The 23022-nt window shown below is 70.1% G+C and carries 14 protein-coding genes; 4 read left to right on the top strand and 10 right to left on the bottom strand.

Features of this window, described 5'->3' with window-relative positions:
* Positions 1-141 precede the first annotated feature (141 nt).
* From CLT71_RS30840 to CLT71_RS30825, 4 genes are all read right to left on the bottom strand, one after another.
* A complete protein-coding gene (locus CLT71_RS30840; RefSeq protein ID WP_486483551.1) occupies positions 142-4998 on the bottom strand; it encodes a DNA methyltransferase family protein in 4857 nt (1618 codons plus the stop codon).
* Positions 4999-5054: 56 nt separating this feature from the next.
* A complete protein-coding gene (locus CLT71_RS30835) occupies positions 5055-7877 on the bottom strand; it encodes a DEAD/DEAH box helicase (RefSeq protein WP_101370183.1) in 2823 nt (940 codons plus the stop codon).
* A gap of 86 nt (positions 7878-7963) precedes the next feature.
* Positions 7964-9076 (bottom strand): serine/threonine-protein kinase, encoded by a 1113-nt coding sequence (locus tag CLT71_RS30830; RefSeq protein WP_486483550.1) that lies wholly within the window; start codon positions 9074-9076, stop codon positions 7964-7966.
* A gap of 49 nt (positions 9077-9125) precedes the next feature.
* On the bottom strand, positions 9126-10295 hold the full coding sequence (locus tag CLT71_RS30825; protein ID WP_101370181.1) for a hypothetical protein: 1170 nt from the start codon (positions 10293-10295) through the stop codon (positions 9126-9128).
* 149 nt (positions 10296-10444) lie between these two features.
* Between CLT71_RS30825 and CLT71_RS30820 the strand changes: the two genes are divergently transcribed.
* The gene (locus tag CLT71_RS30820) at positions 10445-10918 is read left to right on the top strand and encodes an SUKH-4 family immunity protein (protein WP_101370180.1); all 474 of its coding nucleotides are present in this window, start codon (positions 10445-10447) and stop codon (positions 10916-10918) included.
* A gap of 310 nt (positions 10919-11228) precedes the next feature.
* On the opposite strand, the gene CLT71_RS30810 is transcribed toward CLT71_RS30820, so the two are convergent.
* The gene (locus tag CLT71_RS30810; RefSeq protein ID WP_101370179.1) at positions 11229-11519 is read right to left on the bottom strand and encodes a hypothetical protein; all 291 of its coding nucleotides are present in this window, start codon (positions 11517-11519) and stop codon (positions 11229-11231) included.
* A 74-nt stretch (positions 11520-11593) separates the two neighbouring features.
* Positions 11594-14089, bottom strand: a complete 2496-nt coding sequence (locus tag CLT71_RS30805; RefSeq protein WP_101370178.1) for a glycosyl hydrolase 2 galactose-binding domain-containing protein — start codon at positions 14087-14089, stop codon at positions 11594-11596.
* Between the two features lie 364 nt (positions 14090-14453).
* Between CLT71_RS30805 and CLT71_RS30800 the strand changes: the two genes are divergently transcribed.
* Positions 14454-15473, top strand: a complete 1020-nt coding sequence (locus tag CLT71_RS30800; protein WP_101371943.1) for a LacI family DNA-binding transcriptional regulator — start codon at positions 14454-14456, stop codon at positions 15471-15473.
* Between the two features lie 97 nt (positions 15474-15570).
* Here the strand turns inward: CLT71_RS30800 and CLT71_RS37180 are convergent, their stop codons facing one another.
* A complete protein-coding gene (locus CLT71_RS37180) occupies positions 15571-16587 on the bottom strand; it encodes a hypothetical protein (RefSeq protein ID WP_158242338.1) in 1017 nt (338 codons plus the stop codon).
* The gene (locus tag CLT71_RS30785; RefSeq protein ID WP_101370175.1) at positions 16584-17105 is read right to left on the bottom strand and encodes a SigE family RNA polymerase sigma factor; all 522 of its coding nucleotides are present in this window, start codon (positions 17103-17105) and stop codon (positions 16584-16586) included. The genes CLT71_RS37180 and CLT71_RS30785 overlap by 4 nt, the downstream gene beginning before the upstream one ends.
* A gap of 158 nt (positions 17106-17263) precedes the next feature.
* On the opposite strand from CLT71_RS30785, the gene CLT71_RS30780 reads away from it, so the two are divergent.
* Positions 17264-18532 carry a serine hydroxymethyltransferase gene (locus CLT71_RS30780; RefSeq protein ID WP_101370174.1) on the top strand — a complete coding sequence of 423 codons (1269 nt, stop codon included), beginning with the start codon at positions 17264-17266 and terminating at the stop codon, positions 18530-18532.
* A 63-nt stretch (positions 18533-18595) separates the two neighbouring features.
* Here CLT71_RS30780 and CLT71_RS30775 read toward each other — a convergent pair whose 3' ends face one another.
* Positions 18596-21241 carry a GGDEF domain-containing phosphodiesterase gene (locus tag CLT71_RS30775; protein WP_486483549.1) on the bottom strand — a complete coding sequence of 882 codons (2646 nt, stop codon included), beginning with the start codon at positions 21239-21241 and terminating at the stop codon, positions 18596-18598.
* A gap of 374 nt (positions 21242-21615) precedes the next feature.
* Between CLT71_RS30775 and CLT71_RS30770 the strand changes: the two genes are divergently transcribed.
* Complete coding sequence (locus tag CLT71_RS30770) at positions 21616-22017, top strand: PH domain-containing protein (RefSeq protein ID WP_101370173.1); 402 nt, start codon at positions 21616-21618, stop codon at positions 22015-22017.
* A gap of 77 nt (positions 22018-22094) precedes the next feature.
* Here the strand turns inward: CLT71_RS30770 and CLT71_RS30765 are convergent, their stop codons facing one another.
* Positions 22095-23021 carry a 2-hydroxyacid dehydrogenase gene (locus CLT71_RS30765; RefSeq protein WP_101370172.1) on the bottom strand — a complete coding sequence of 309 codons (927 nt, stop codon included), beginning with the start codon at positions 23019-23021 and terminating at the stop codon, positions 22095-22097.
* Between the last annotated feature and the right edge of the window lies 1 nt (position 23022).

The raw sequence follows: 23022 nt of genomic DNA, 5'->3' as shown, positions 1-23022 counted from the left end.
TGCGCGAAGGCCCTTTTGTAGCCGCTTTAGTTGACTTACCCATCTAAACCCAATTGCCCCGAGGCCTTGCCAAAGCGCGGGAGCGGCATCGCCTTCAGATGGCCAGGCAAATTAGGTTATGCCGCATTCCTACGCCCACCCCTACGCTTCTGCGCAGCGCCGAGTGAAATCGGCGTGCGCTTGGAGATATTCTGACTCTCGATCTGCCTTATAGAAAGGTGCAGTATACCCCGTCGGTACTGGATTCCGCTCGGGCTCATCCAAGTACGCTATCAACTGCTGAAGATGTTCCTTCGTCTGTCCAAAACCAAAGGCGTATGGGTCAGCCGCGATCCTCCGACCATTCGCGTCAAACCACATGCGGCCTTCGCGCTCGACCAGTATCGGATACCGGGAATAGAGAATCGCGACCAACTCCGACGCCCTAATGCCTAGCCATACAGCAACCAGTGCGTCAATCTCCACCAGCGCCGCCCTTCGCTCTGCCTCCGTTCGCAGCGCAACGCCAGAGCTCCAGTAGGGCCTATCGATCCGGAGAGGTGAGTAGGTTTCTGGCCCCGTATTCCAGCGGTCTTCCATCCAAGTTCGATCGAACAGTTCGTGCCATATATCGAAATACGCCTCTGTCAAGCAATTTAGCCTTAAAACTCTAAGCAAGAGAGGCTCAGCAAGTGGATGATTTAGAGAATGCGCAGGCATCGCTAGGACATCACGACCGGTTAGGTCTGCCTTTCCACTCACGCGGAGGACATAGTCCATCGGTAGCGAGGACCAGAAGCCGGAGGCTATTGCCGTCTCCCGATTTGTTTGCAGGGCCATACTATTTATGGTTAATACATGGGAGGGCCCTTGCGGGATCAGAGACGCAAAAAGGGATCGCTCAGTATTGAACGCGATCATGCGGCGCCAAGCGAGACGGTAACGCTTGGTGTACCGGATATTGCCCCAGATGTCCTGGCCAGCCTTGGTGATAGCCTCTGATCCGGCGAGGGCATAGTTCGATCCGGGAATGAAGTCCGATGGAAGCTCGGTCAGATCGAGCGGCTTCCAGTCGTTGTTGCTGCGATAGGGGACCCTCGGTTCCTTGGCAAATGGTGTGGAGATGCCAAAGTGCGGCCCTTGAAGGACCAGATTCTCCAGCGAGTCTGGCGTCCCTTGATCCCAGCGAATCAGCCCGTCCTTTTTTCCGTTCGCCTCGTCGTATCCACGGCTGATCCACGGGCTGAGATCGCCGATCCGGCGTTCGACCGCAGCGAGTGCCGCAATCGCACGCTCCTCCGCCACCGTGACCGGGTGCAGCAGAGCAGCCTGCTCACCCGAAGTCGCCGACTCTCCTCGCAACCGCTGCCAAAGCTTGAGCACCTGCAGGTCAACCCGAACCACTCGTGATCGATGTGGTCGGACGTCCCAGGCGCCGTTGTATCGTTGCCCGGGCGCGGGGCCGGTCCCGTCATGTTCCAGCGACTCTGGCAAGACATGTGCGGCGTACAGGCGGCTCAGGTGATAGAAGCTGATTTCCCTCGGGCTGCCGTAGATGTGGACCCCGAACTCGATGTTCCGGCTCGCGTCGTCGAAAGCCCAGTTGGCGACGTTGACAAAGCCGCCGTGCACCCGCAGATGCCGATAGGCCGCTTCACGGAGTGCGCGTTCCTTCGTACCACCGAAGTGGGTATCCGGATGGACCAGACCAGCCGTCCCAACAGGTCCGAGATGTGACCAGACTCGACATGCCACCGCCCGATACAGGTCAGGCTGTGTGCCAACGAGCAGCGGGTAGGCCCCCGGATGCGTCAATAGCGAAACCATCCCAGCGTTCGCTGCCATCTGTCGCAGGAATTCCAGACGGGTCGAGACGCGCTGCAACCCGGCCGACTTCCGCTCTCGCCACACCTCGATCGGTGGCTTCTCAGCCAGCCGGAACCACGGATCGTGCTCGGCGAGTACGACATCCTCCAGCCACCTCGGCCGTACCCAGGGCGGGTTGCCGACCTGGAGGTCAAAGCCGCCCTTGCCGAACGCCTGGGCGAAGGTCAGTTCCCAGTGGAAGAAGCCCTGTTCCTCGGCGATCCGGGTCGCGGTGTGCAGCCAGGGGAAGCGTTCTTCGAGCCGGAAGGGGTTCTCCATCCCCATCAGCCCCTCAAGCCGCCCCTCGTACTCGCTCAGCTCGGCCAGCGAGGTGACGTGCGAGACCAGCGAGTCCTCCGGGATGTCGGCGCGGCCGAGCAGGGCTTCGGCGAAGGTGAGCCAGCCGTCCAGGTTCGCCAGCGGCACCGGTCGACGCAACTGCTCGGCGAAGCTCACCTTCCGCACCCCGGTCGGCCGGCTCGGCATCTTCAACTGCTGCGGCTCGACCGCCCCGAACAGATCCTGCTTCTCATACGACACCGGATCCTCGTACGCCGGCACCTCCCGGACGTGCGTGACCTCGACCGGCTCGGCCGGATACACCTCGGCCGACCCGTCCAGCAGCTCAGCAGCGTCGAGCGGCCAGAACCACAGCGCGCACCAGGCGTCCATCACGGTCTTCAACCGCCAGTACGGCGTGCCGGCCGCCGTCAGGTCCGCCAGGATCTTCTCCCTGGCCACCGCCCCCTCGGCCGGCGGCAACGGCCGCTCCGGCTCCACCTCCCACACCGGGATGTCCCGGCGGATCTCCCGCTCCGAGATCTCCAGCCGCCGCCGGACCAGCTTCCACAGAAACTCGACCCGCCCAGCCAGCGCCTGCAACCGCGCCACCTGCGACGGCTGCTTCTTCGTCCCCTTGGCTGACGGCACGCGCTTCATCGCCGTACGCCATTTCTTGAGCTTTTCGGTCTCGACAGGGGCCAGCTCGCGGGCCTCCTTCTCCCCCGCGACCGCGCCCCACCCGTCGGCCGGGAGCAGGAAGTGGTGGATGGTGCCCGGCTCGATCGCCCCGTCCCGGAACGGCCGGTCCTCCGGCGCCGTGTTCAGCCACGACTTGTCGGCAAGCTGTTCCGGGCGATAGAGCCGCCGCCCACCACCGATCAGCGAGTTGCCCCGCTTGAGGTGCAGCCCGAACCAGGGCGCCTGCAACCCGACGTGCATCACGTTCAGCCACAGCGACACCTCGGCCAGCTCGACGGCGGTCCGGTTCAGGTCGACGCCATAGCAGTTGTGCAGCGCGATGTATGCCTTCACCCGCTGCAACTCCAGGTGATAGTCCTCCGGTTCGAGGGTGGTCTCCAGCTCCTCCTGGCGCCGCCGCAGGTATTCGGCGGCCACCTGGTTAATCGCCTCGTTGAGGAAGGCGCCGGAGCCGAGCGCCGGCTCGCAGATCGACCAGTCGAGCATGTCCCGGGCGCGCAGCCCGTCGCCAGCCTCCTCGATCCGGTATTTCAGCGCGAGCTGGACGGTGACCTCGGTCAACGACTGTGGGGTGTAGTAGGAGGCGCTGGTCTGCCGGTCCCGCCCGGCCAGCCGATAGACGAACGAGCCCGGCTCGTAGGGGATCCGGCTCTTCGCCCCGGTGACCGGGTTCTCCTTCAACACGAAGACTTCGTCGTCGTAGTCGTCCACCTTCGACTCGGGAATCATCCACGAGCCGTCCTTCGGGTCGCCGTGCTTCGCCACCTCATAGAGCCGCTCGGTGGCGACGAATCCGGTGTACGACATCAGCCCCTCGTAGACCGCGCCGAGCTGGTTGATCCCCAACTGGGCGTACGAGATGAAGCCGCCACGCTTCCGCTTGCCGCCCTTGGTGATCATCAGTCGGCGCAGCACCTGGTAGAGGGTCCGGTTGCGCAGCCGGGTGTCCAGCTTCGGGCCGTGCGGGTCGTCCGGGTCGTCCTCGTCGCTGCCCGGCTGCGGGATCTGCCGGCCGATCAGCCGGATCGCCTCCGGCAGGAACAGGTCGGAGCGCATCGGCTCGAACCGCAGCCCCACGTCCTCACTTGTCTGCTCCCCGACCTCCTCACCCGCCCCACGCGGCCGGTGCCCCTCGTTGACCATCGAGAAGAGCAGGTCCAGCGACTCGTAGAGGTGGAAGCCCTCCTCGGCCGAGGGTGGCAGCCGCCGCGAGATCAGGTCACCGAGCCGGGCCAGGCTGTAGCCGGAGACGTACTCCGGATCGTTTACCGGCAGCACCCCCAGCTCGGGCCGGGCCTCGGCATAGAGCAGGAAGAGGATCCGGTAGAGGTAGCGCAACGCCTCCCGACTCAGGTCGCGGGCCAGTTCGTCCAGGTCGGCGACCTGCTCCGGCCGGTAGCCGGCCTGGCGGATCCGGTCCAGCACCTCGTTGGCGATCAGCTCGACCGAGGTACGCAGCCCTTCCCGCAACTCGCCGCTGACCCCGACCGCGTGCTGCCGGGAGCCGGCGACCAGGTCCGCCAGCGGTTCGCTGCCGCCCTCGGCCGGCGGACGCAGTGAGTCCGCGCCGAAGAGCGCCGCGACGACGTCCAGCTCCCGTTCGTCGTTCCGGCCGTACGCCGCGTCGAGGCTGACCGCCAGATAACGCCCCTCACCCCAGACGCTCCGGTCGGCCAGGGTGATCACCCCACCGCTCATGATCAGCACGTATCGTGGCGGCTCCTCGGTGGCGAAGAGCCAGGAGGCGAGCTTGGCCCCGGTCTCCACCCGCTCCCCGCCGGCCAGTTCCACCGGGTCGAGCAGCCGGCCCGCCTCGGTCGGGTCCTGGGCGGCGTCGGTGTCGACCGCCCAACCGCAGTCCAGCGCGACGATGCCGTGCCCGGCACCACCGGGCAGCTCGGCGTGCGCGACCGGGATCTCCTGCTCCTGCCCGGCCCGCTCGACCGTGATCGTCTGCCGTTGCGGGTCACCGAAGCCGAGCACCTCCAACAGCTCGAGGTGCAGCTTGCGCAGCCGTTCCGGGTCGAACAACTCCGCGTCGGCCAGCTCGATTTTCCGGTCGAAGTAGTCGCGCCGGAAGCCGCGCAGCCCGGCCCTCGGCGTCACCCGGCCGCCGCGCTCCTCCTCCGACCAGCGCTTGACCAGGCCACCCTTGAGGGTGGTCGGCAGCACCTCGGCCAGGTAGTGCGCGGAAAGGTACTCGCCCCGGTTGGTCAGCGACTCGAAACTCATGCCACACCCTCCGCGCTCTCCGAGGCGTCGTCGACGAGGACGGCGAGCACCCGCAACAGCGGATCGCCGACGGTTTCCAACCGGCTGACCAGGTCGGTCTGCTCCCTTACGGTGCGGTGCACCCGCTGCCGGCGGCGCTCCCGCTGGGCCGGCGCCAACTCACCGAGGAGGCTGCCCTGCTCGAATCGCTCCAGCTTGCGGCGGTGCTCACGCAGCGGCGCGGCGATCTCGGCGTCCCACTCGGCCCGCCGGGCGGCCAGGTCGCCCCGGGCCGCCTCGACAGCGGCCGGGACCAGCGCTTCGAGGCGGTCGAGCGGGATCCGTCGGCCCGGGTTCGCCATCTGCGGCCCGACCTTCGCGTCGGCCAGCGCGTCGAGCATCGGACCGACCCGGGGCGCGTCCGGCAACCCGGACACCGCCATCCACTCCACCACCGTCGGCTGGCCGAGCCGGTTGCAGTAGACGCCCTGGACCAGGAAAACCGGATCGGGTACGGCCGCCGTCAGCACCAGCGCCTGCTGCCGGCCGAGCCGGGACAGCACCTTGTCGACCAACCACTCCACCATCGGATGCACGTCGCTGAGGAAGGCGATCTCCGGCCAGGCCGGTTTCGTCGACTCCCGGGCCTCGTCCAGTTTCCGCTGCGCGAGGCGCCGGTCGAAGGTGACCTTCAACCGCAGCTCCTCCCCCTCGGCGTGCGCCCGCAGATAGGACCGGGGCAGGTCACCGAGCCGCTGCACCAGGTCGGCCGGGGCGAGGAACGACATCAGCTCGTCCTCCCGGCGCAGCCCGATCCGGTCGTCGGGCCGGTCGTCGTACAGCTCGGCGAGGGCGGTGTCGACGAAGTCGCTGGTCGCGTCGAAGAGCTTCGGCACCTGCACCCGCTTCGGCTCCGCACCGACCGGCGCCTCACCCACCGAGGCCATCAGATCGGCGAGCACGTCGACCTCGTACGCACCGGCGGCGTACGACTCGTCGACCGTCTTGCCCTCCAGCAGGTCCCGGACCAGCCGGTCCTCCTCCAGCCGGGCGTCGTATTGCCCGGTCATCGCCTCCACACTGCCGAGGCTGCGGTGTGCGGCCTCCTCGCGATCGAGCAGCTTCTCCGCCACCGTCCGGTCGTCCTTGGCATCCGGCACGTTCGAGGTGAGGATCAGCGCCCGGAACTGCGGCTCGTGCCGCTGGCCGTACCGGTCGATCCGGCCGTTGCGTTGCTCGATCCGGATCAGGCTCCACGGGATGTCGTAGTGCACCAGGTGGTGACACTGCTGGTGCAGGTTCACCCCCTCCGAGGCGACATCGCCGGTGAAGAGCAGCCGGACGGCGCTGCCGGCCAGCTCGAACTCCTGCAACACCTGCTGCTCCTCGGCGTCGGTCAGCCCGCCGTGCAGGGTGCGTACCGCCGAGGGTTTGAGGCCGAGCCGGCGCGGCACCACCTCGGCCAGCCACTTCAGCGTCGGCACCCGCTCGGAGAAGACCACCGCCCGGACCGAGCTGCCCGGCCCGACCCCGATCTTGTCCCGTAGCTCCGCCACCAGCCGGTCCAGCTTGCTGGAGTCGTCGTCGGACATCTCCGCCGTCAGCTCCGCCAGCCGGTCCAACGCCGCCCGCTCCCGGCCGGTCGCCTTCTTCGACCGGTTCGCCACCGTCGCGGCGAGCGCGACGTGCGAGGAAAGAAAGGACTTCAACAGGGTGTACGGGAAGAGCCGCTCCTGCCCCCGGATCGGCCCGTCGGTCCACTTGCCGGCCAACCACACCTCGGTCAGCTCGGCGAAGATCCGCTCCTCGGCGTCGCTGGCCGGGCAGTGCAGGGCCCGGGACGGCCCCCGGTCGGCCCAGCGGTTCCCGATCTGGTCCCGCACCTCGGGACTGATTTTCGTCCGGCGCAGGTAGAGATGGGCGATGTCCTCTGCCGAGTAGTTGTCCGGGTCGGTGATCGCCGTAGGATCGAGCAGCGAGATCAGCTCAGCGAATGACCGCTTGTCACCGTTGTGCGGGGTGGCACTGGCCAACAGCAGCGCGTCGGTCCGGGCGGCGAGCCGCCGGGCCAGTTCGTTGCGCTGGGTCCCCTTGTTGATCAGGTTGTGCGACTCGTCGATCACCACCGCGTCCCACTCGATCGCGTCGAGATGGTGCCCGAACTGCCCGGCGTCCTTGAGGGTGTCGACCGAGATGATCGCCCGCCTGAAGTAGGTGAACGGGTTCCGCCCGGCCGGGATCTCCTGCTGGATCCGCTGGATCCCGGTGGAGTCGAGCCGGACCAGCGGGATGGCGAACCGGGTCCACAGCTCGCGCTGGAACTGCTCCAGCACCTGCTGCGGCGAGACCACCAGGATCCGGTCACCGCGTCCCCGCCGGATCAGCTCGGCCAGGATCAGCCCGATCTCCAGGGTCTTGCCGAGCCCGACGACATCGGCGAGCAGGATCCGGGGGCGCAGCGCTGAGAGCGCCAGCTCGGCCGGCCGCTGCTGGTAGGTCAACGGGTCCAGCAGGAACCGGTCGGCAAGCGCCAGGCCCCGCTCCGACTGCGGCAACGGGGTACGCCGCAGCACCGCCTCCAGGAACAGCCGGCTCTTCCGGAAGCGCGACGACGTGTCCTGGACCAGAACGGTCTCCTCCGGCCGCATCGCCCGGACGTCGTCCAGCTCGGTGAAGAACGTCGCCTCGACGTCCTGGACGAACTCGGAAACTCCGACGGCCTTGACCATCGTGCCGTCCCGGGCCGGTTTGGCGGTCCGGACCAGCCATTCCTCGTCCCGGACGAGGATGCGCGATCCGGGCGCGAACTGGATGGCCGCGGGCGGGGGCGGAGGCGTCATGGGCTGGGCGTCCTTCGCGGGAGGGGATGTTCTGTTGTGTCGAGCAGGGTGGCGTCGAGCAGAGCGGTGGCGGGCGGCGAACGGGGTCAGAGGGTGGCGCGGCGGGCGTACTGCTGACGCAGTTTGTCGATCAGCCAGCCGACCTCGGCGCGTGGCCTGTCCGGCGGCTCGGGGTCGACCAGCGTGGTCGGCAGCCGTACCGGCGGATCCGGATCCACTGCGGTGTCCGGCCCGTCGTCGTCCGGGCTGCCGGCACTGTCCGGCCGGGTGTCCTCGGGATCCGTCGACGGATCGGCGAACTCCGGCGGCACCACGATCTCGGTGCTGCCGTCGAAGGTCAGCTCGCCCACCCGGCGACGCATCTCGATGACCGGTACCCCGCCAGCGGTCGCGATCGCGAGCAGCCGGGTCCGTACGGCGGCCAGGCTGGGCCGGGCGGTCGGATCGTGCGCCAGCATCGCGCCGAGCACCGGTACCGCCTCGGCCGGGACGCCGGACAGGTCCGGCAGTACGTCCGGGTCGGTGATCTGGAGCAGCAGTCCGTGCAGTCCGTGGCCGGCGGAATAGAGTTTGTGCCCGGTGAGCGCGAACACGAGCGTGGCGGCGAGACCGTAGATGTCCGGGCCGGCGGCCATGTTCCGCTCGCCCTGGATCCGTTCCGGGGACATGTAGTCGGGGGTGCCGACCAGCCCGCCGGGATCGGTCAGGTAGTCGCCCCGCTCGGTGAGCACCGCCAGCCCGAAGTCGATCAGCACCGGCCCGTCCCGACCCAGGATGATGTTGTGTGGCTTCAGGTCCCGGTGCACCAGGCCGGCCTGGTGCACCCGGTCCAATCCGTCGGCGAGCATCGCACCCGCCATCGCCACCAGCGGCATCGAGAGTGGGCCGCGCTGCTCGACGTGTTGCATCAGGGTCGAGCCTGGAACGTACTCGACCGCCAGCCAGGCGGGATCACCGAGCGGGTCGGCGGCCTCGAGGCGGGCGACCCGTGAACCCCAGACGAGTTGCAGGCTCTCCACCTCGGCGGCGAACCGCTGCCGCACCGTCGGATCGGCGAGGAGGTGCCGTCGGATGACTTTGACCGCGACCCGGTCCGCCGTCGGCGACACACCGAAGTAGACGTCTCCCATGCCTCCCGATCCCAGTGGACGGATAAGCCGGTAGTCGCCGAGCTGCTGCAACGTGGGTGGCACAGTCACGCGCCGGATCGCCTCCCCATAACGATGGCCCCCAGCACATTACCGGCGATCACTCTGGCGATGTCGTCCGATCACTCCCCCGTTGCGGCGGAATGCTCCACCCCGGACGGTATGGCGGGGGCGACGGATCATCCGATGGGGGTAGCCCGATCGCCTGTTGCCAGCGGTCGAGTGCGGGCAACGGCTCCCAGCCCACCTCCCGACGCCAGTACGCGGCATTGGCGCACCGGGCCCGCCAGGTCAACGGGTCCTGTCGGGGATCCGGACCGATGAGCTGTTCGCGCAGTTCCAGGACGGCGTCGAGCGAGTGCTGGAAGGACAGCTTCTCGCGCATCCACTCAGGACGGTGCAGTATCCAGTCCAGGTCCCTGCCCTCGCAGGTCGAGCAGCCACACCACCACAGGTTGCTGTCCGGGTGCCGTCGCTTCGTCCGGGCCACCGTGCTGAGCCGCTTGTACGACAGACAGCCGGACACGACGACGGACGGCGCTGGCGGTGACCGACGACGACGCGACGGCGTCGGAACCATGGGGTAGAGGTGACGCAGGGCGGCGCGGGTGCCGACCGCCGCCGCAACCGCGCCGCAGCAGAGCGCGCCCAACGCGGAGATGTCGCAGCGCAGTACGAGCAGCGGCACCTCGCAGTTCAACAGTTCGATCAGCCCGTCAACGACGCCCCGTACGCCGAACGGGTCGGCCTGGTGCTCGACGACGACCGCGATCGGTACGGCGAAGGCGCGCACCTGCCGTAGCAGGGCGTCCCGGGCGCCTGGCATCCTGAGCCAGGACAGGTGCAGTGGCAGCAGTGCGATCGCGTCGTCGATCATCGCCGTCCGGCCCAGGATCGCGACAAGCCCGTCGAGGTCGCCCGGCCCCACGTAGCCCGAGTCGGTGAGCACCGGCAGTCCCAGGTCCCGCTGCCGTGCCAGCCAGTCCGGGTTGAACGGGGTGGCGGCGGGCAGTCGCCCGTTCCCGCCGTACCGGTTGGCGTCCAGCAGGAGCGGACGGTCGTAGCCCTTCTCCACGAGGTAACGCGCCCAGTGGTAGATCCCGGCAAGATTGCCCTGGTAGGCGGTGACGACGAGGCCGGTACCGGGGCGGTTCACGACCCTTCTGACGTCGTCGATGTCGGCGATCCCGCACTGCGCCAGCAGCGTGCGGTCGAGCCCCTCGATGGTCCGGAACGGAGAACGGAGCGGTTGAGTCTGATCGGGCGCCACATCGACCCCTATCGACAACTCTAAGTGTCTTTAGGGTAACTCGACGCGATCAGAAGTGAAACGGTATGGCTCTCCACCGGATCGGCCGGGGGCCGTCCTGGCCGAGTTGATCCCCGCGCTGCCGGCTGACCCTCGATAGGTTGACCGCCATGTCCGCACTGGAAGAACTCGACGGGTGGGAATCGCTGTCGCCTGAGTTGCGGAAGCGACTGACTGGGGCCGACCTGCCGGAATCGCTACGACTCGACGGTGTCGACCTGTTTCTGCTCGGCCCGAACTTGAGCTTCCGAGATGGCATGTTGCGATTCGGCTACGGCACCGACGCATGGGGCGGCGAATTCTGTCTAGACCTGGGCACGGGTGCCGTACAGGTCATCGACCACCACCGGTCGCTCACGTTCGTGAACTCGTCGCTCGAGCTGTACGGCCGCTCGCTACGCCTGGTCGCCGATCTTGTGCCCGCGATCGTCGGTGGCGACCCCGACGGCTGGGAAGATGCCAAGAACGAGATGCAGTGGGTCATCGGGAAGTGGGATGCGCCGGCGACGATCGGGGACAGCTACTGGGACTGCCTCTCGTGGGACATCGCTGCCGGTAACTACGCCGACCAATCGCACCTCTGACTCTTCCTCCGGCTATCGGGAACCTGGCTGCGCCTGCATCAGCTAGGTCGGACGGTCACGGCGGTCCCAGCACCGCGGGATCGGCGTCCAGCGCCAGCGTCTCCAGCACCGTCAGAAGCTGGCGTTCCTCGTACCGGAATTGGGACTCCATGATGGCCGCCACGCCCTCCAGGTAGCGCAGCGTCTACCGCAGCTCGGGATGCCGCCCGGCGATCGCCGGGAACAGGTCCCGATCCTCGCCCTCGTGATGGCGGTCCTCCACCGAGGCCGGTTGCGGGCGGATGCCCGCCCCGCAACCGGCCAACCCGGCTCATTCGGCGCGCAGGTGGTAGTAGTTGTTGGTCCCGGCGAACCGGAACCGCTTGCCGTCGAGCACGAGCTGGTCACCCTTGCGGACGACGAACCCTCCCGATGATCGGCCTGACGCGACGGGCTTTCCGGCGGCGACGGAGGCGGGCGAGCCGCTCGGGGCGGCGGGGTCGGGCGAGCCGCTCGGGGCGGCGGGGTCGGGTGAGCCGCTCGGGGCGGCGGAGGTGGGTGCCGGGGAGGCCGCGAGCAGCAGCCCGACCAGCCCCAGCAGCAGCGGAACGTGGCGCTTCATGGCGGTGGTGATCCTTCCGGGAGCGGTGTCCGGGAACAGGGGTATGGATCAGTGCGACGAGCCAGAGCGACGGATCAGTGCCGCGACACCATGTCGTTGACGCAGCGGAGCACCGGACGGGTGGTCAGCGCCGTCGGGTCCAGCGGTGCCCCGGACCGTACGGTGAAGGTGGTCGACTCCCCCGGCAACAGCGTGACGAGCGCCTCGTCGACCTCCGCCGCCGGATCGAGCCGGTCCGGGGCGAGCACCAGGTCGCGCAGGATCGTCCGGGCGGTCACCCGGACGCGTACCCCCTCCGGCGACGGCTCGACCGTGGCGTCGTACTCGGCCGGCGGATAGGCCAGCTCGTGATCCTCGGCGAAGAACCAGAAGCTCCGCTCACCGTCCCCACCGGGATCGGCGACCAGCAATTCGGCGCGCGGGTCCTCCGGGCCGGCGACGTCCGCCGGCAACGGCCAGGTGATTTCCGAGTACGGCGGTACGGCCAACTCGACCGACGACTTGCTCCTCGGCTCGCCGGCCAGGGTCACCCGGGTCACGTCGACCCGACCGGTCCACGGTGCACCCCCGTCGTTCACCGCGATCAGTGCCAGCCCGCCCTGCCTCGGCTGGATCGTCAACAGCCGGTCGGCGTACGCGCGACGCAACGCGTACCAGAGGGGTTTGCGGCGGCCGTCCCCGTCGACGGCGGCCCACGAGGTGACCGGCCAGCAGTCGTTGAGCTGCCAGACGACGCTGCCCATGCAGATCGGCCGGTACGACCGCAGGTGCTCCACCCCGACGCTCATCGCCCGGGCCTGGTTGAGCTGGGTCAGGTAGTGCCAGTCGTCGAAGTCGCGCGGTGCCGGCAGGTGCGCCGCCAGCCCTCGGGCCAGTTTGAGCCGGCCGTCGCCGGCCTTCTGCCGGTGCGCCATCGCGGCCGAGTCCTCGGCCAGCCCGCCCGGGTCGGAGATGGCCCGGCGCAGCGTGGCGTAGCTGGCCGGCCCCTGCCAGCCGAACTCGGCGACGAACCGGGGCAGGTGGTCCCGGTAGTGCGCGTAGTCGAGCTGGTTCCAGACCGTCCAGATGTGCATGCTGCCGTGTGCCGGGTCGTTCGGGTGGATCTCCGGCCGTCCCGACCACGGGCTGCCCGGCCAGTACGGTCGACTCGGGTCCAGTTCGGCGAGCAGGCCGGGCAGCAGCTCGAAGTAGTAGCCGGCACCCCAGCTGCGGTCGGCCAACTCCTCCTGCCAGCCCCAGTCGTGCCAGCCCCAGATGTTCTCGTTGTTGCCGAACCAGAGCACCAGACTGGGATGGCTGGCCAGCCGGACGATCTGCTCGGCCGCCTCGGCGCGTACCTCGGTGCGGAACGGCTCCTCCTCCGGATAGGCGGCACAGGAGAAGAGGAAGTCCTGCCCGACCAGCAGTCCCAGCTCGTCGGCGAGGTCGTAGAAGTCCTCGGACTCGTACCGGCCGCCGCCCCAGATCCGCAGGAAGTTGACGTTTGCGTCAGACGCCTGGCGGAGGCGTTCGGCGTAGCGCTGCCGGGTGACCTGGTGCGGGAAGCAGTCGTCCGGGATCCAGTTGACGCCCCGGGCGAAGACCGGCAGGTCGTTGACGACGAGTGTGAACGCCGAGCCGTGCTCGTCGGTGGCGGTGTCGAGGCGTACCGAGCGGAAGCCGATGTTCCGTTGCCAGCCGTCCAGCTCCTGCTCCCCTGAGTGCAGGGTGACGGTCAGCGGATAGCGCGGCTGGTCGCCGTACCCCCGGGGCCACCACAGCTCGGGGTCGGCGACGGTGACGGTCAGGTCGGCGCCGCGCTGCCCGCGTGCGAGTACCGTCTCGGCGACCTCGCCGGCCACGATGGCCCGCACGGTGAGCGGCTCGGCGGCGTCGCCCTCGTCGTCGGCCCGGTCGACCTCGACGCGTACCCCGACCCGCCCCTCGGTGCCGGCGACGGTGACCTGCGGGCGGACCTCGGCCAGCCGCGCGGTCCGCCAGGTGCGCAGCCCGATCTCCTGCCAGATCCCTGCGGTGACCAGCTCCGGGCCCCAGTCCCAGCCGAAGTTGCAGGCCATCTTGCGGATGAAGTTGAACGGCGTCGGGTACGCCTTCGGCCGGGTGCCGAGCCGCCGCTGCTCCGCCTCGGCATACCGGTACGCCGAGTCGAACCGCACCCGCAGCACGTTGTCGCCGACCCGCAGCACCGCGCGTACGTCGAAGGAGTAGCTGCGGTGCATGTTGGCGGTCCGGCCCAACTCGACGTCGTTGAGGGTGACCGTCGCCACCGTGTCGAGGCCGGCGCAGACCAGCTCGACCCGGTCGCCGCCCTCGCCGCCCTCGCCGCCCTCTCCGCTACCGTCCCATTGGAAGGTGGTCTGGTAGCACCAGTCGGTACGGCCGATCCAGCCCAGCGCGAGTTCGTGCTGGTCGAGGTAGGGATCCGGGATCAGTCCGGCGGCGAGCAGGTCGGTGTGCACACAGCCGGGCACGGTGGCCGGGACCGGGGCGGACGCGACCGCCTCCGGGACGTCCGGGTTGCCGATCGCGGTAAGCGACCAACCGTCGTGCAGGCTCTGCCAGGACGTCACGGGCACCTCATCTTGACCACGACCTCGGGGGCGCCGTCCCTGGTGGAAGGCGCCGTCGCCGCACCGGGAGACACAATCAGGACATCGAGAAATGTCGACTGAACCGGATAAGTAACGTCACCGTACGGGCGCCTCTCCGCCATGTCAACGGTCCCGGAAAGGGCCGGGAATGGCCGACAATCCGCAGGCCTGCACGGCCGGCCGGCACTGTCGGCAAGATTGCCGCATCGCTATGCTTAACCGGAAAAGTTCACTCCCGTGGCCCGCACGGGCTCTGCTGCGCCGTGCGGCAGCACGACGCAGTGTGCGGGTGACCGACCGGCCCGGCTGCGGATTCGGGTCGGCGCAGACGAAGGAGCGCCGGGTGAAGCGGCCGACGATCGCGGATGTGGCCCGCCGGGCCGGGGTTTCCAAGGGCGCCGTCTCCTACGCCCTGAACGGGCAGCCCGGCGTCTCGGACGCCACCCGGCAACGCATTCTCGCGATCGCCCAGGAGATCGGCTTCAACCCGAACAGCGCCGCCCGGGCCCTCTCCGGCGCCACCGCCAACGCGGTCGGGCTGGCGCTCTGCCGGCCGGCCCGCATCCTCGGCGTCGAGCCGTTCTTCATGGAGCTGATCAGTGGCGTCGAGGCGGAACTCTCCGCCCGGTCGTACGCGCTGACCCTCCAGGTGGTGGCGAGTCCGGAAGCCGAGATCGCGGTCTACCGGCGCTGGTGGGGCGAGCGGCGGGTCGACGGCGTACTCGTCTGCGACCTGCGGGTCGACGACCGCCGGCTGCCGGTGCTGACGGAGCTGGGCCTGCCGGCGGTGGTGATCGGCGGGCCGGGCGAGCGCGGCGGACCGGACTACGTCTGGTCGGACGAGTCGGCGGCCCTGACCGAGGTGCTCGAATACCTCGTCGCGCTCGGCCACCGCCAGATCGCCCGGATCGGCGGCCTGCCCGGGCTGCTGCACACCGAGATCCGCACCGAGGCGTTCGGCACCGCCTGCCGCCGGCTCGGCCTGGACCGCACCGTCACCGTCTCGTCCGACTACAGCGGCGAGGAGGGCGCACGGGCCACCCGACGCCTGCTCAGCTCCGCCGACCGACCGACCGCCATCGTGTACGACAACGACGTGATGGCGATCGCCGGCCTCTCGGTGGCCCAGGAGATGGGGCTGACCGTGCCGACCGACGTCTCCATCGTCGCCTGGGACGACTCGCCGCTCTGCCAGCTCGTGCACCCCTCGCTGACCGCGCTGCACCGGGACATCCCGGCGTACGGGGCGCACGCCGCCGGCCGGCTCCTCGCCGCCATCGCCGGGCAGCCCCTCGGCGACTTCCAGGACGAGACCGCGCACCTCATCCCGCGCGGCAGCACCGCACCACCCCGCCAGCCCTGAGCCGCGGGTCGGTGGGAATTGCGGCAAGGACGGGCCCTCGATGCTCGAGAACCCGCCCTCGACCTGCCGCTCTGTATACAGCTCCGGCCTTACACCGCTACCCCTCGGTCGCGGCGCGGTCGCTCGCGATGATGAGGTCGAGCAGGTCCTTGCCCAGCCCGGCCGGGACCCGGACACGTCCACCGCCGGTCGAGATCGCCTGCGGGCATGTCGCGTCGCCCAGCACCACGGTGATGTCGCCGAGGCCGATTCCGACCGAACCGGGCTTCTGCAGTGTGCATTCCTCACCGGCGGGCACGGGGTCGCGCAGGTCGGCGAGGGCTGTCCGGATCTGGGTCAGGGTCCTGGCATCCGTCGCGTTGACCATGCCGTTGCTGACGGGCCGGTCGGTGACGGCGTAGGCGATGCGGTCGGGCAACGCCAGGCCGCCGGAGGCGGGGGCCGCCGGGCCGGCGGGCCAGGTGACGCGCTTGAGTAGCTCCTCGCGATCGGCCTCGTCCCCGGAGATGAAGGCCGTCGTCGCCTCGATCGTCGTCGCCTCGATCTCGGTGAAGGCGCGGTAGGTCCACACAGACTTGAGCCTGTGCTCATCGACCTGCGCGACCTCAATCAGCTGCTTGTCCTTGAACCCCAGCCGGTTCGGGCTGACGGACTGAAGGACGCCCTTCTGCACGACAGCCATCCACGCCTGCCCTTCCGAGCTGCACTTGAAGGGTGTGCTCCCGGACCGACCAGACTTTGGCCGCAAGGCCTGGGAATCCCACCGCTCGGCGAGGTAGACGGTGCGCGGCGCGGCGGTGCAGGGGTCGAACGTCGTGACCTCACGCGTCCGCCAGCCCTCCGGCACGGCGACCGACAGACCGCCCAGGCTCACCTTGTTGCCGGGCGCCCCGGCGGCCTCGGGCCGGTCCGGGGCCGCCGTCCCGACGGGCAGGGCCACGACGGCCGCGACCACGGCGGCGACGGCGACGGCGACGGAGCCGGCAGTTCCCCAGGCCCGGCGGCGCACGCTGCGCTGCCCGAGGCTGACCAGCCGGGTGGCGGGATCGGTCTCGATCGGCGTCACGGAGCCGGCCGCGCGTTGGAGTAGTTCCCTGGCATGGATGTGATTCACGAGGTCTCCTTGGCGGATCCGACGAACAGGCCGCTGGCGCGCAACGTCGCCAGGGCACGGGACGTGCGGCTCTTGACCGTTCCCAGAGCAAGATTGAGGGTCTGCGCCACCTCGGCCTCGGAGGCGTCGGCCCAGAACCGCAACACGAGCACCACCCGCTGGTCGGCGGGTAGCCGGCGCAGAATGGCGAGCACCTGCACGCTCAGATCCGACTGATCCGCGAAACCAGGACCAGACGGCTCCGGCAACTCCTCGGTCGGTACCTCGCCGCGCCAGCGCCGCCGCTTGGCCCGCATCGCGGTCCGGACCATCACCTGCCGGACGTACGCCTCCGGTCGCCCGTCCGGGGCGCCCAACCGATGCCACGCCCGATAGGCCGCGATCAGACCCTCCTGGGCGAGATCCTCGCCCAGTCGGCCGTCACCGGTCAGCAGCGCGCCGAACCGAACGATTTCGCGGTACCGGCTGGTCACGAAGTCCTCATAGCCAGCGGGTCCCGCCTTGCGAAGCAACCCCATGCCTACTTAATGGGTCTGGACCCGCCAGAAGGTTCCCCTTGCCTGGCCGCTGGCGTCCCGCTGGTGGGACACGCACCGCGTCGGGTGCGCCGCCGGCCGCCGACGGCGGACCGATAGCATCGGCGGCAAGGCGGAGACCAGCCAGGAGGACGACCACCGTGCACGTACCACCGATTCCCAGCCTGACCACCGCCGATCCGGAGTTGGCAGGCCTAATCGAGTCCGAGGCGACCCGGCAGCACGACAAGCTGCGGATGATCGCCTCCGAGAACTACGTCTCGACCGCCGTACTCGAGGCCAGCGGCACGGTGCTGACCAACAAATACTCCGAGGGCTACCCCGGTCGCCGCTACTACGAGGGTCAGCAGTTCGTCGACCCGATCGAGACGCTCGCGGTGACCCGGGCCCGGGAACTCTTCGGGGTCGAGCACGCCAACGTGCAGCCGTACTCCGGCTCGCCGGCCAACCTCGCCGTCTACCTGGCGTTCCTCTCCCCCGGCGACACGGTGCTCGGGATGGCGCTGCCGATGGGCGGCCACCTCACGCACGGCTGGTCGGTCTCGGCCACCGGCAAGTGGTTCAACCCGGTCCGGTACGGCGTCTCCGCCGAGACCGGCCGGATCGACCTCGACGAGGTACGCGACCTGGCCCGCCGGGAACGCCCCAAGCTGATCTTCTGCGGCGGTACCGCCGTGCCCCGCACCATCGACTTCGCCGGCTTCGCCGAGATCGCCCGCGAGGTCGGCGCGGTGCTGGTCGCCGACATCGCGCACATCGCCGGTCTGGTCGCCGGTGGCGCCCATCCGTCGCCGGTCGGGCACGCCGACGTGATCACCACCACCACGCACAAGACGCTGCGCGGCCCGCGCGGCGCCATGATCATGACGACCGCCGAGCACGCCGCCGCGGTCGACAAGGCCGTCTTCCCCGGCCTGCAGGGCGGCCCGCACAACCACACCACCGCCGGCATCGCGGTCGCGCTGCGGGAGGCCGGCACCGAGGAGTTCCGCCGGTACGCCCACCAGGTCGTCGCGAACGCCAAGGCACTGGCGGCGGCACTGGTCGAGCGGGGCTTCACGCTCTCCTCCGGCGGCACCGACAACCACCTGATCCTCGCCGACCTGACCGGCAAGGGCATCGCCGGCAAGCCGGCCGCGCAGGCGCTGGACCGGGCCGGCATCGAACTCAACTACAACACGGTGCCGTACGACCCGCGCAAGCCGTTCGACCCCTCCGGCATCCGGCTCGGCACACCCGCGCTCACCACCCGGGGACTGACCGAGGAGCAGATGCCGCAGGTCGCCGCCTGGATGGACGAGGCGGTCAGCGCGGCGATCAAGGACGACGAGGCCACCCTCGACCGGATCGCCGGCGAGGTGCGGGACCTGCTGGCGGCGTACCCGATGCCTGGTTACGCGGCCGGCTGACCGGCTCGGTCGGTAACGTCGCCGGCTGCCGCGTGCTCGGTCGGCCGAGCACGCGGGAGCCGGTCAGCGGGACGGGCTCGGGAACTCCTCAAGGTACGCCTCGACCCGCTCGGCCGGAGCGGGTCGGGACAGGGCGTACCCCTGGCCGAGCTTGCAGCCCGCCCGCCGGGCCTGTTCGACCTGCCCCGGCGACTCCAGGCCCTCGGCGATGATCTCCAGGCCGAACCTCTTCCCGAGACTGACCAGTACGTCGATGAAGGGCTTGCTCTCGCCGTCCCGGGTGCCGCCCTCGGTGACCAGGGTCCGGTCGACCTTGAGGAAGTCGACCGGCAGCCGGCGAAGCTGGGCCAGTGACGCCTGCCCGCTGCCGAAGTCGTCCAACGCGGTCCGTACCCCGAGCGCCCGCACCCCGGCGAGCTGGGTCACCACCGCCGGCACCTCCACCCCGCCCCGGGGTTCGGCGATCTCCAGCACCAGCCGGTCCGGCTCGACCCGGTGCTCGGCCAACGAGGTGCCCACCCAGCGTACGAAGTCCGGGGCGATCAGCTCCCGGGACGAGATGTTCACCGACATCCAGAGTCGTCGGGACCGCTGCGACCAGGCAGCCAACTGCCGGCAGGCGGTGTCCAGCACCCAGCGGCCCAGCTCCTCGACCAGCATCAGGTCTTCGGCCACCGGCAGGAACTCGGCCGGCAGCACGGTGCCGAGCACCGGGTTTCGCCAGCGCAGCAGCGCCTCGGTCCCGACCGGCTGCTGGTCGTCGAGGTCGAGTACCGGCTGGTAGACCAGATCCAGCTCGCCCCGTTGCAGCGCGCCGGGCAGCTCGCGCTCCAGGTCGAGCCGCCGGGTGAACTGCTCCTCCAGCTCGTCGTCGTACCACTCGACGCGGTTGCGGCCGAGCTGCCGGGCCCGCAACCGGGCCAGATCCGCCCGCCGGAGTACGTCGTCGACACCGTCCCCGCCGGAGAGGTCGGCCAGGCCGATGCTGGTGCCGAGGTGCAGCACCGCACCGGGCATCTGGTACGGCTCGGTGAGCGCGGTCAGCAGCCGGGTCGCCATCGCGTATGCCAGCACCGGCCGGTCCACGGTCACCACCGCGAACTCGTCCCCGCCCAGCCGGGCGACCACGTCGGCAGCACCGACCCCGGTCTTGAGCCGCCTGCCCGCCTCGGCGAGTACGGCGTCACCCATCTGCCGACCGTGCGAGTCGTTGATCCCGGACATGCCGTGCAGGTCGATCACCAGCAGCGCGCCGCTGCGGCCGGGTACCGCCCGCTGGGTGACTATCGTCCGCATCAGTTCCCGGCGGTTGGCCAGCCCGGTGAGTTCGTCGGTGAAGGCCAACTCGTTGAGCTTGCGTTCCAGCCGCTGCCGTTCGCTGACGTCCCGGACGTGCACCACCAGCGCCGCCACCTCGGGCACCGCCCGCTGGTCGCTGACGGTCGACTCGGTGTCCCGCCAGGCGCCGTGCCCGTCGCGCAGCCGGGCGGTCACCAGTTGCGGGCGGCCGGTCGGCACGTCACGCCCGGCGAGCACGTCGGTGAGTACCCGGGTGACGTCGGCGGCGTCGTCCGGATGCATCAGGTTCGGGAACGCCCGCCCCAGCACGTCGGCGTCGGCGAGCCCGAAGAGCCGGGCAGCCGTCGGCGACTGCCAGCGGATGAGCAGGTCCTCGCCGACGACCATCGTCAGGTCGTTGGCCCCGGAGACCAGTGAGCGAAAGTGCGCCTCCTGCTCCGCCAGCCGCCTGGCGTACCGGCGGATGTCCAGCATCACCAGCACCTCCCGGACGACAAGGGTCGGGATCACGGCCAGGCCCAGCAGGATCGAGGTGGCGTCGAAGTGGCCGACGGTGGCCAGGTGCCAGAGTGCGGAGAGCGTCGCCAGGATCGCCGGGATTGTCAGCAGCGGATAGGCGGTCAGGGTGGCCTGCGGCTCGATCGGCGCCCCGTTCGGCTGGGCCACCGGGTTGGCCCGGCGGGCACCGGCGGCGATCAGCGCCGGGCCGGCGACCAGCAGGATGGCGACCAGCGGCAGCATGGTCACCGGTGCGCCGTAGGCGATCAGCGCCGCGATCAGCGAGTGCCCGAAGACCGCGAGTCCGGCGCCGATGCCGCAGAACGTGGCGGAGCGGCGGTGCTCGTACGCCCGCAGGGTGGTGATGGTGACCACCGGCAGGCCGACGACGGTGAAGAGCGCCGCGACCATGGCCAGCGGCGGCAGCGCGCGGGTCGGGATCACCCAGGCGGAGAAGGCGAGACTGATGCCGAGGCTCAGCCCGTCGAAGGCACGACGCAGCCGTACCGGCACCGTGCTCGCGGCGCCCGGCAGCATCCGCATGCCGAACAGGTAGAGGGCGAACGCCAGCACCAGCCCGCCGAGTGCCACCGCCGCCCTGTCGCCGGCCGGCGACAGGAAGAGGACGAGCGTGGAGAGCGCGCTGGCCACCATGCCGAAGCCGAGGAATCCGGCGCCCCGGCACGGGCCGAAGCCGGTACCGCCCCGGTGGAGCATGATCGCCAGGTGGACCAGCCGGGCGGCGGCCACGGCGGCGACCATGCCGACGGCTCCCGCGACGGCGGCGTAGGGCGGCAGCGCGCCGGCGTGAGCGGCAAGCAGGATGGCTACGGCGAGAACCGGGGCACCGCTCTCGGTGACCTGGACGACCAGCCGGCGGGCTCGGCCGTCCGCGATGTGCGCCACGAACATGGCGGGATGCCTTCGCAGAGGGGGCACGGACGTGGTGCAGGTCAGGTCCGGTCCGACCGAACGGCCGAAACCAGTCCTATCAACCCCCAACGATCGGCAGGGGGCGTGGTTACGTATCGAACCCTTTCCGACCTTCCGGTGCGGTTCCGTCCGGTCGCGGATGTAGGCCGGAACGGGTACGCCGGGTTGCCAGGTCGAAGAGGGTCGATGGTAGGGGTCTCCCACTCCGGGTCGCTCGGGAAATCTTGCCTCAGCCGGTCCCGCCCGCTCCACCCCGGCCCGGCCGACGGTTCCGGCCACCCGGCCGACCCCACTCAACCCGCCCGGCCGAGGCCAACGGCCGACCCGCCGGACCGGGGTGCGAAAATCGCCGGGTGGGTAAGACCGGCACAGTCCGCTTCCGGCACAGCCAGGCGATCTGGGTGGCAGCGCTGATCGCGTTCCTCGGCACCCTGCCGCTGGCCAGCTCTCGCTGGTATCTGCTCCCGCTGCTGCTGGTGCCGCTGGCGGTGGGCGTCTGGGCCTGGCGGGCCGGCACCGACGCCGACCGTGCAGGGGTGCGGATCCGGGCCCTGCTGGGCCAGCGCAGCATCGCCTGGTCCGAGATCGTGGAACTGGCCGCCGACCCGCGCGGCCAGGCGGTGGTACGGCTCCGGGACGGCCGGACGACGGCCCTGCCCGCGGTACGCGCCGAGGACCTGCCCGGCCTGGTCGCCGCCAGCGGCCAGCAGCTCGGCGAGCCCCGCCCCACCCCGGACCAGCCGCCCGCCGACTGACTCCCCCGGCTCAGGGCTCCCGACCCGGCTCAGTACCCGTCGACGACTCCCCGGCTCAGCACCGTTGACGACCCGGCTCAGTACCCGTCGACGACCTCGTTGATCAGCGGGGTGCCGGCCACGAACCGGCGCAACTGCTCGCCGGCCAGCCGGTAGCCCCTGGGCAGCAGCCCGCGTACCGAGCCGCCGACGTGCGGGGTGAGCAGCACGTTGGGCATGTCCCAGAGCGGGTGCCCGGACGGCAGCGGCTCGGGCTCGGTGACGTCGAGCGCGGCCGAGATGCGACCGGTTTCCAGTTCGGCGACCAGTGCGTCGGTGTCGACCACCGGCCCACGGGCGGCGTTGACCAGCAGGGCACCGTCCGGCATCGCGGCGAGGAACCGGGCGTCGACCAGGCCCCGGGTGGCCTCGGTGAGCGGCACCAGCAGCACCACCACGTCCGCCTCGGGCAGCAGCGTCGGCAGGTCGTCGACGCCGTACACCTCCTCGGCGGGACGGGCGGTCCGGGCGACCATGGTCAGGCTCACCTCGAACGGCTCCAGCCGGGCCCGGGTGGCCGCCCCGATCGAACCCGCGCCGACGACGAGTACCCGCTTGCCGGCCAGTTCGTCGGTCGGGTTGACCCGGTCGTACGACCACTCGTGGCGGGCCTGGGCGCGGGCGAAGACCGGGAACGACCGCAGGTACGACAGGATCGCCGCGACCACCCACTCGGCGGTGGACGAGTCGTGCACCCCGCGCGCGTCGCAGAGGGTGACGTGCTCGGGCAGGCGGCCGGCCCAGGTGTCCGCCCCGGCCGAGAGCAACTGCACCACCCGCAGGTCGGGCAGCTTGGCCGCGATCGGCACCGCGGCGGCCTGGGCGAGGAACGGCGGCACCCAGAACCGGACCCCGGCCGGATCCGAGGGGAGCCGGTCCGGTGCCGGGGCGATCTCCACGGTGACGCCGTCCGGGATCTCGCCGAGCAGTTCCAGACCTCTGGGATGGGGGATCCACACCTTCACG

It is taken from the genome of Plantactinospora sp. CNZ320 (assembly GCF_002846275.1).
This window is presented reverse-complemented; position numbering and strand designations above follow the sequence as displayed.

Bases quoted from the DNA above. Each gene is read 5' to 3' on its own strand.
- CLT71_RS30835 (WP_101370183.1), bottom strand. From the start codon at position 7,877: ATGACGCCTCCGCCCCCGCCCGCGGCCATCCAGTTCGCGCCCGGATCG.
- CLT71_RS30820 (WP_101370180.1), top strand. From the start codon at position 10,445: ATGTCCGCACTGGAAGAACTCGACGGGTGGGAATCGCTGTCGCCTGAG.
- CLT71_RS30810 (WP_101370179.1), bottom strand. From the start codon at position 11,519: ATGAAGCGCCACGTTCCGCTGCTGCTGGGGCTGGTCGGGCTGCTGCTC.
- CLT71_RS30785 (WP_101370175.1), bottom strand. From the start codon at position 17,105: ATGGGGTTGCTTCGCAAGGCGGGACCCGCTGGCTATGAGGACTTCGTG.
- CLT71_RS30775 (WP_486483549.1), bottom strand. From the start codon at position 21,241: ATGTTCGTGGCGCACATCGCGGACGGCCGAGCCCGCCGGCTGGTCGTC.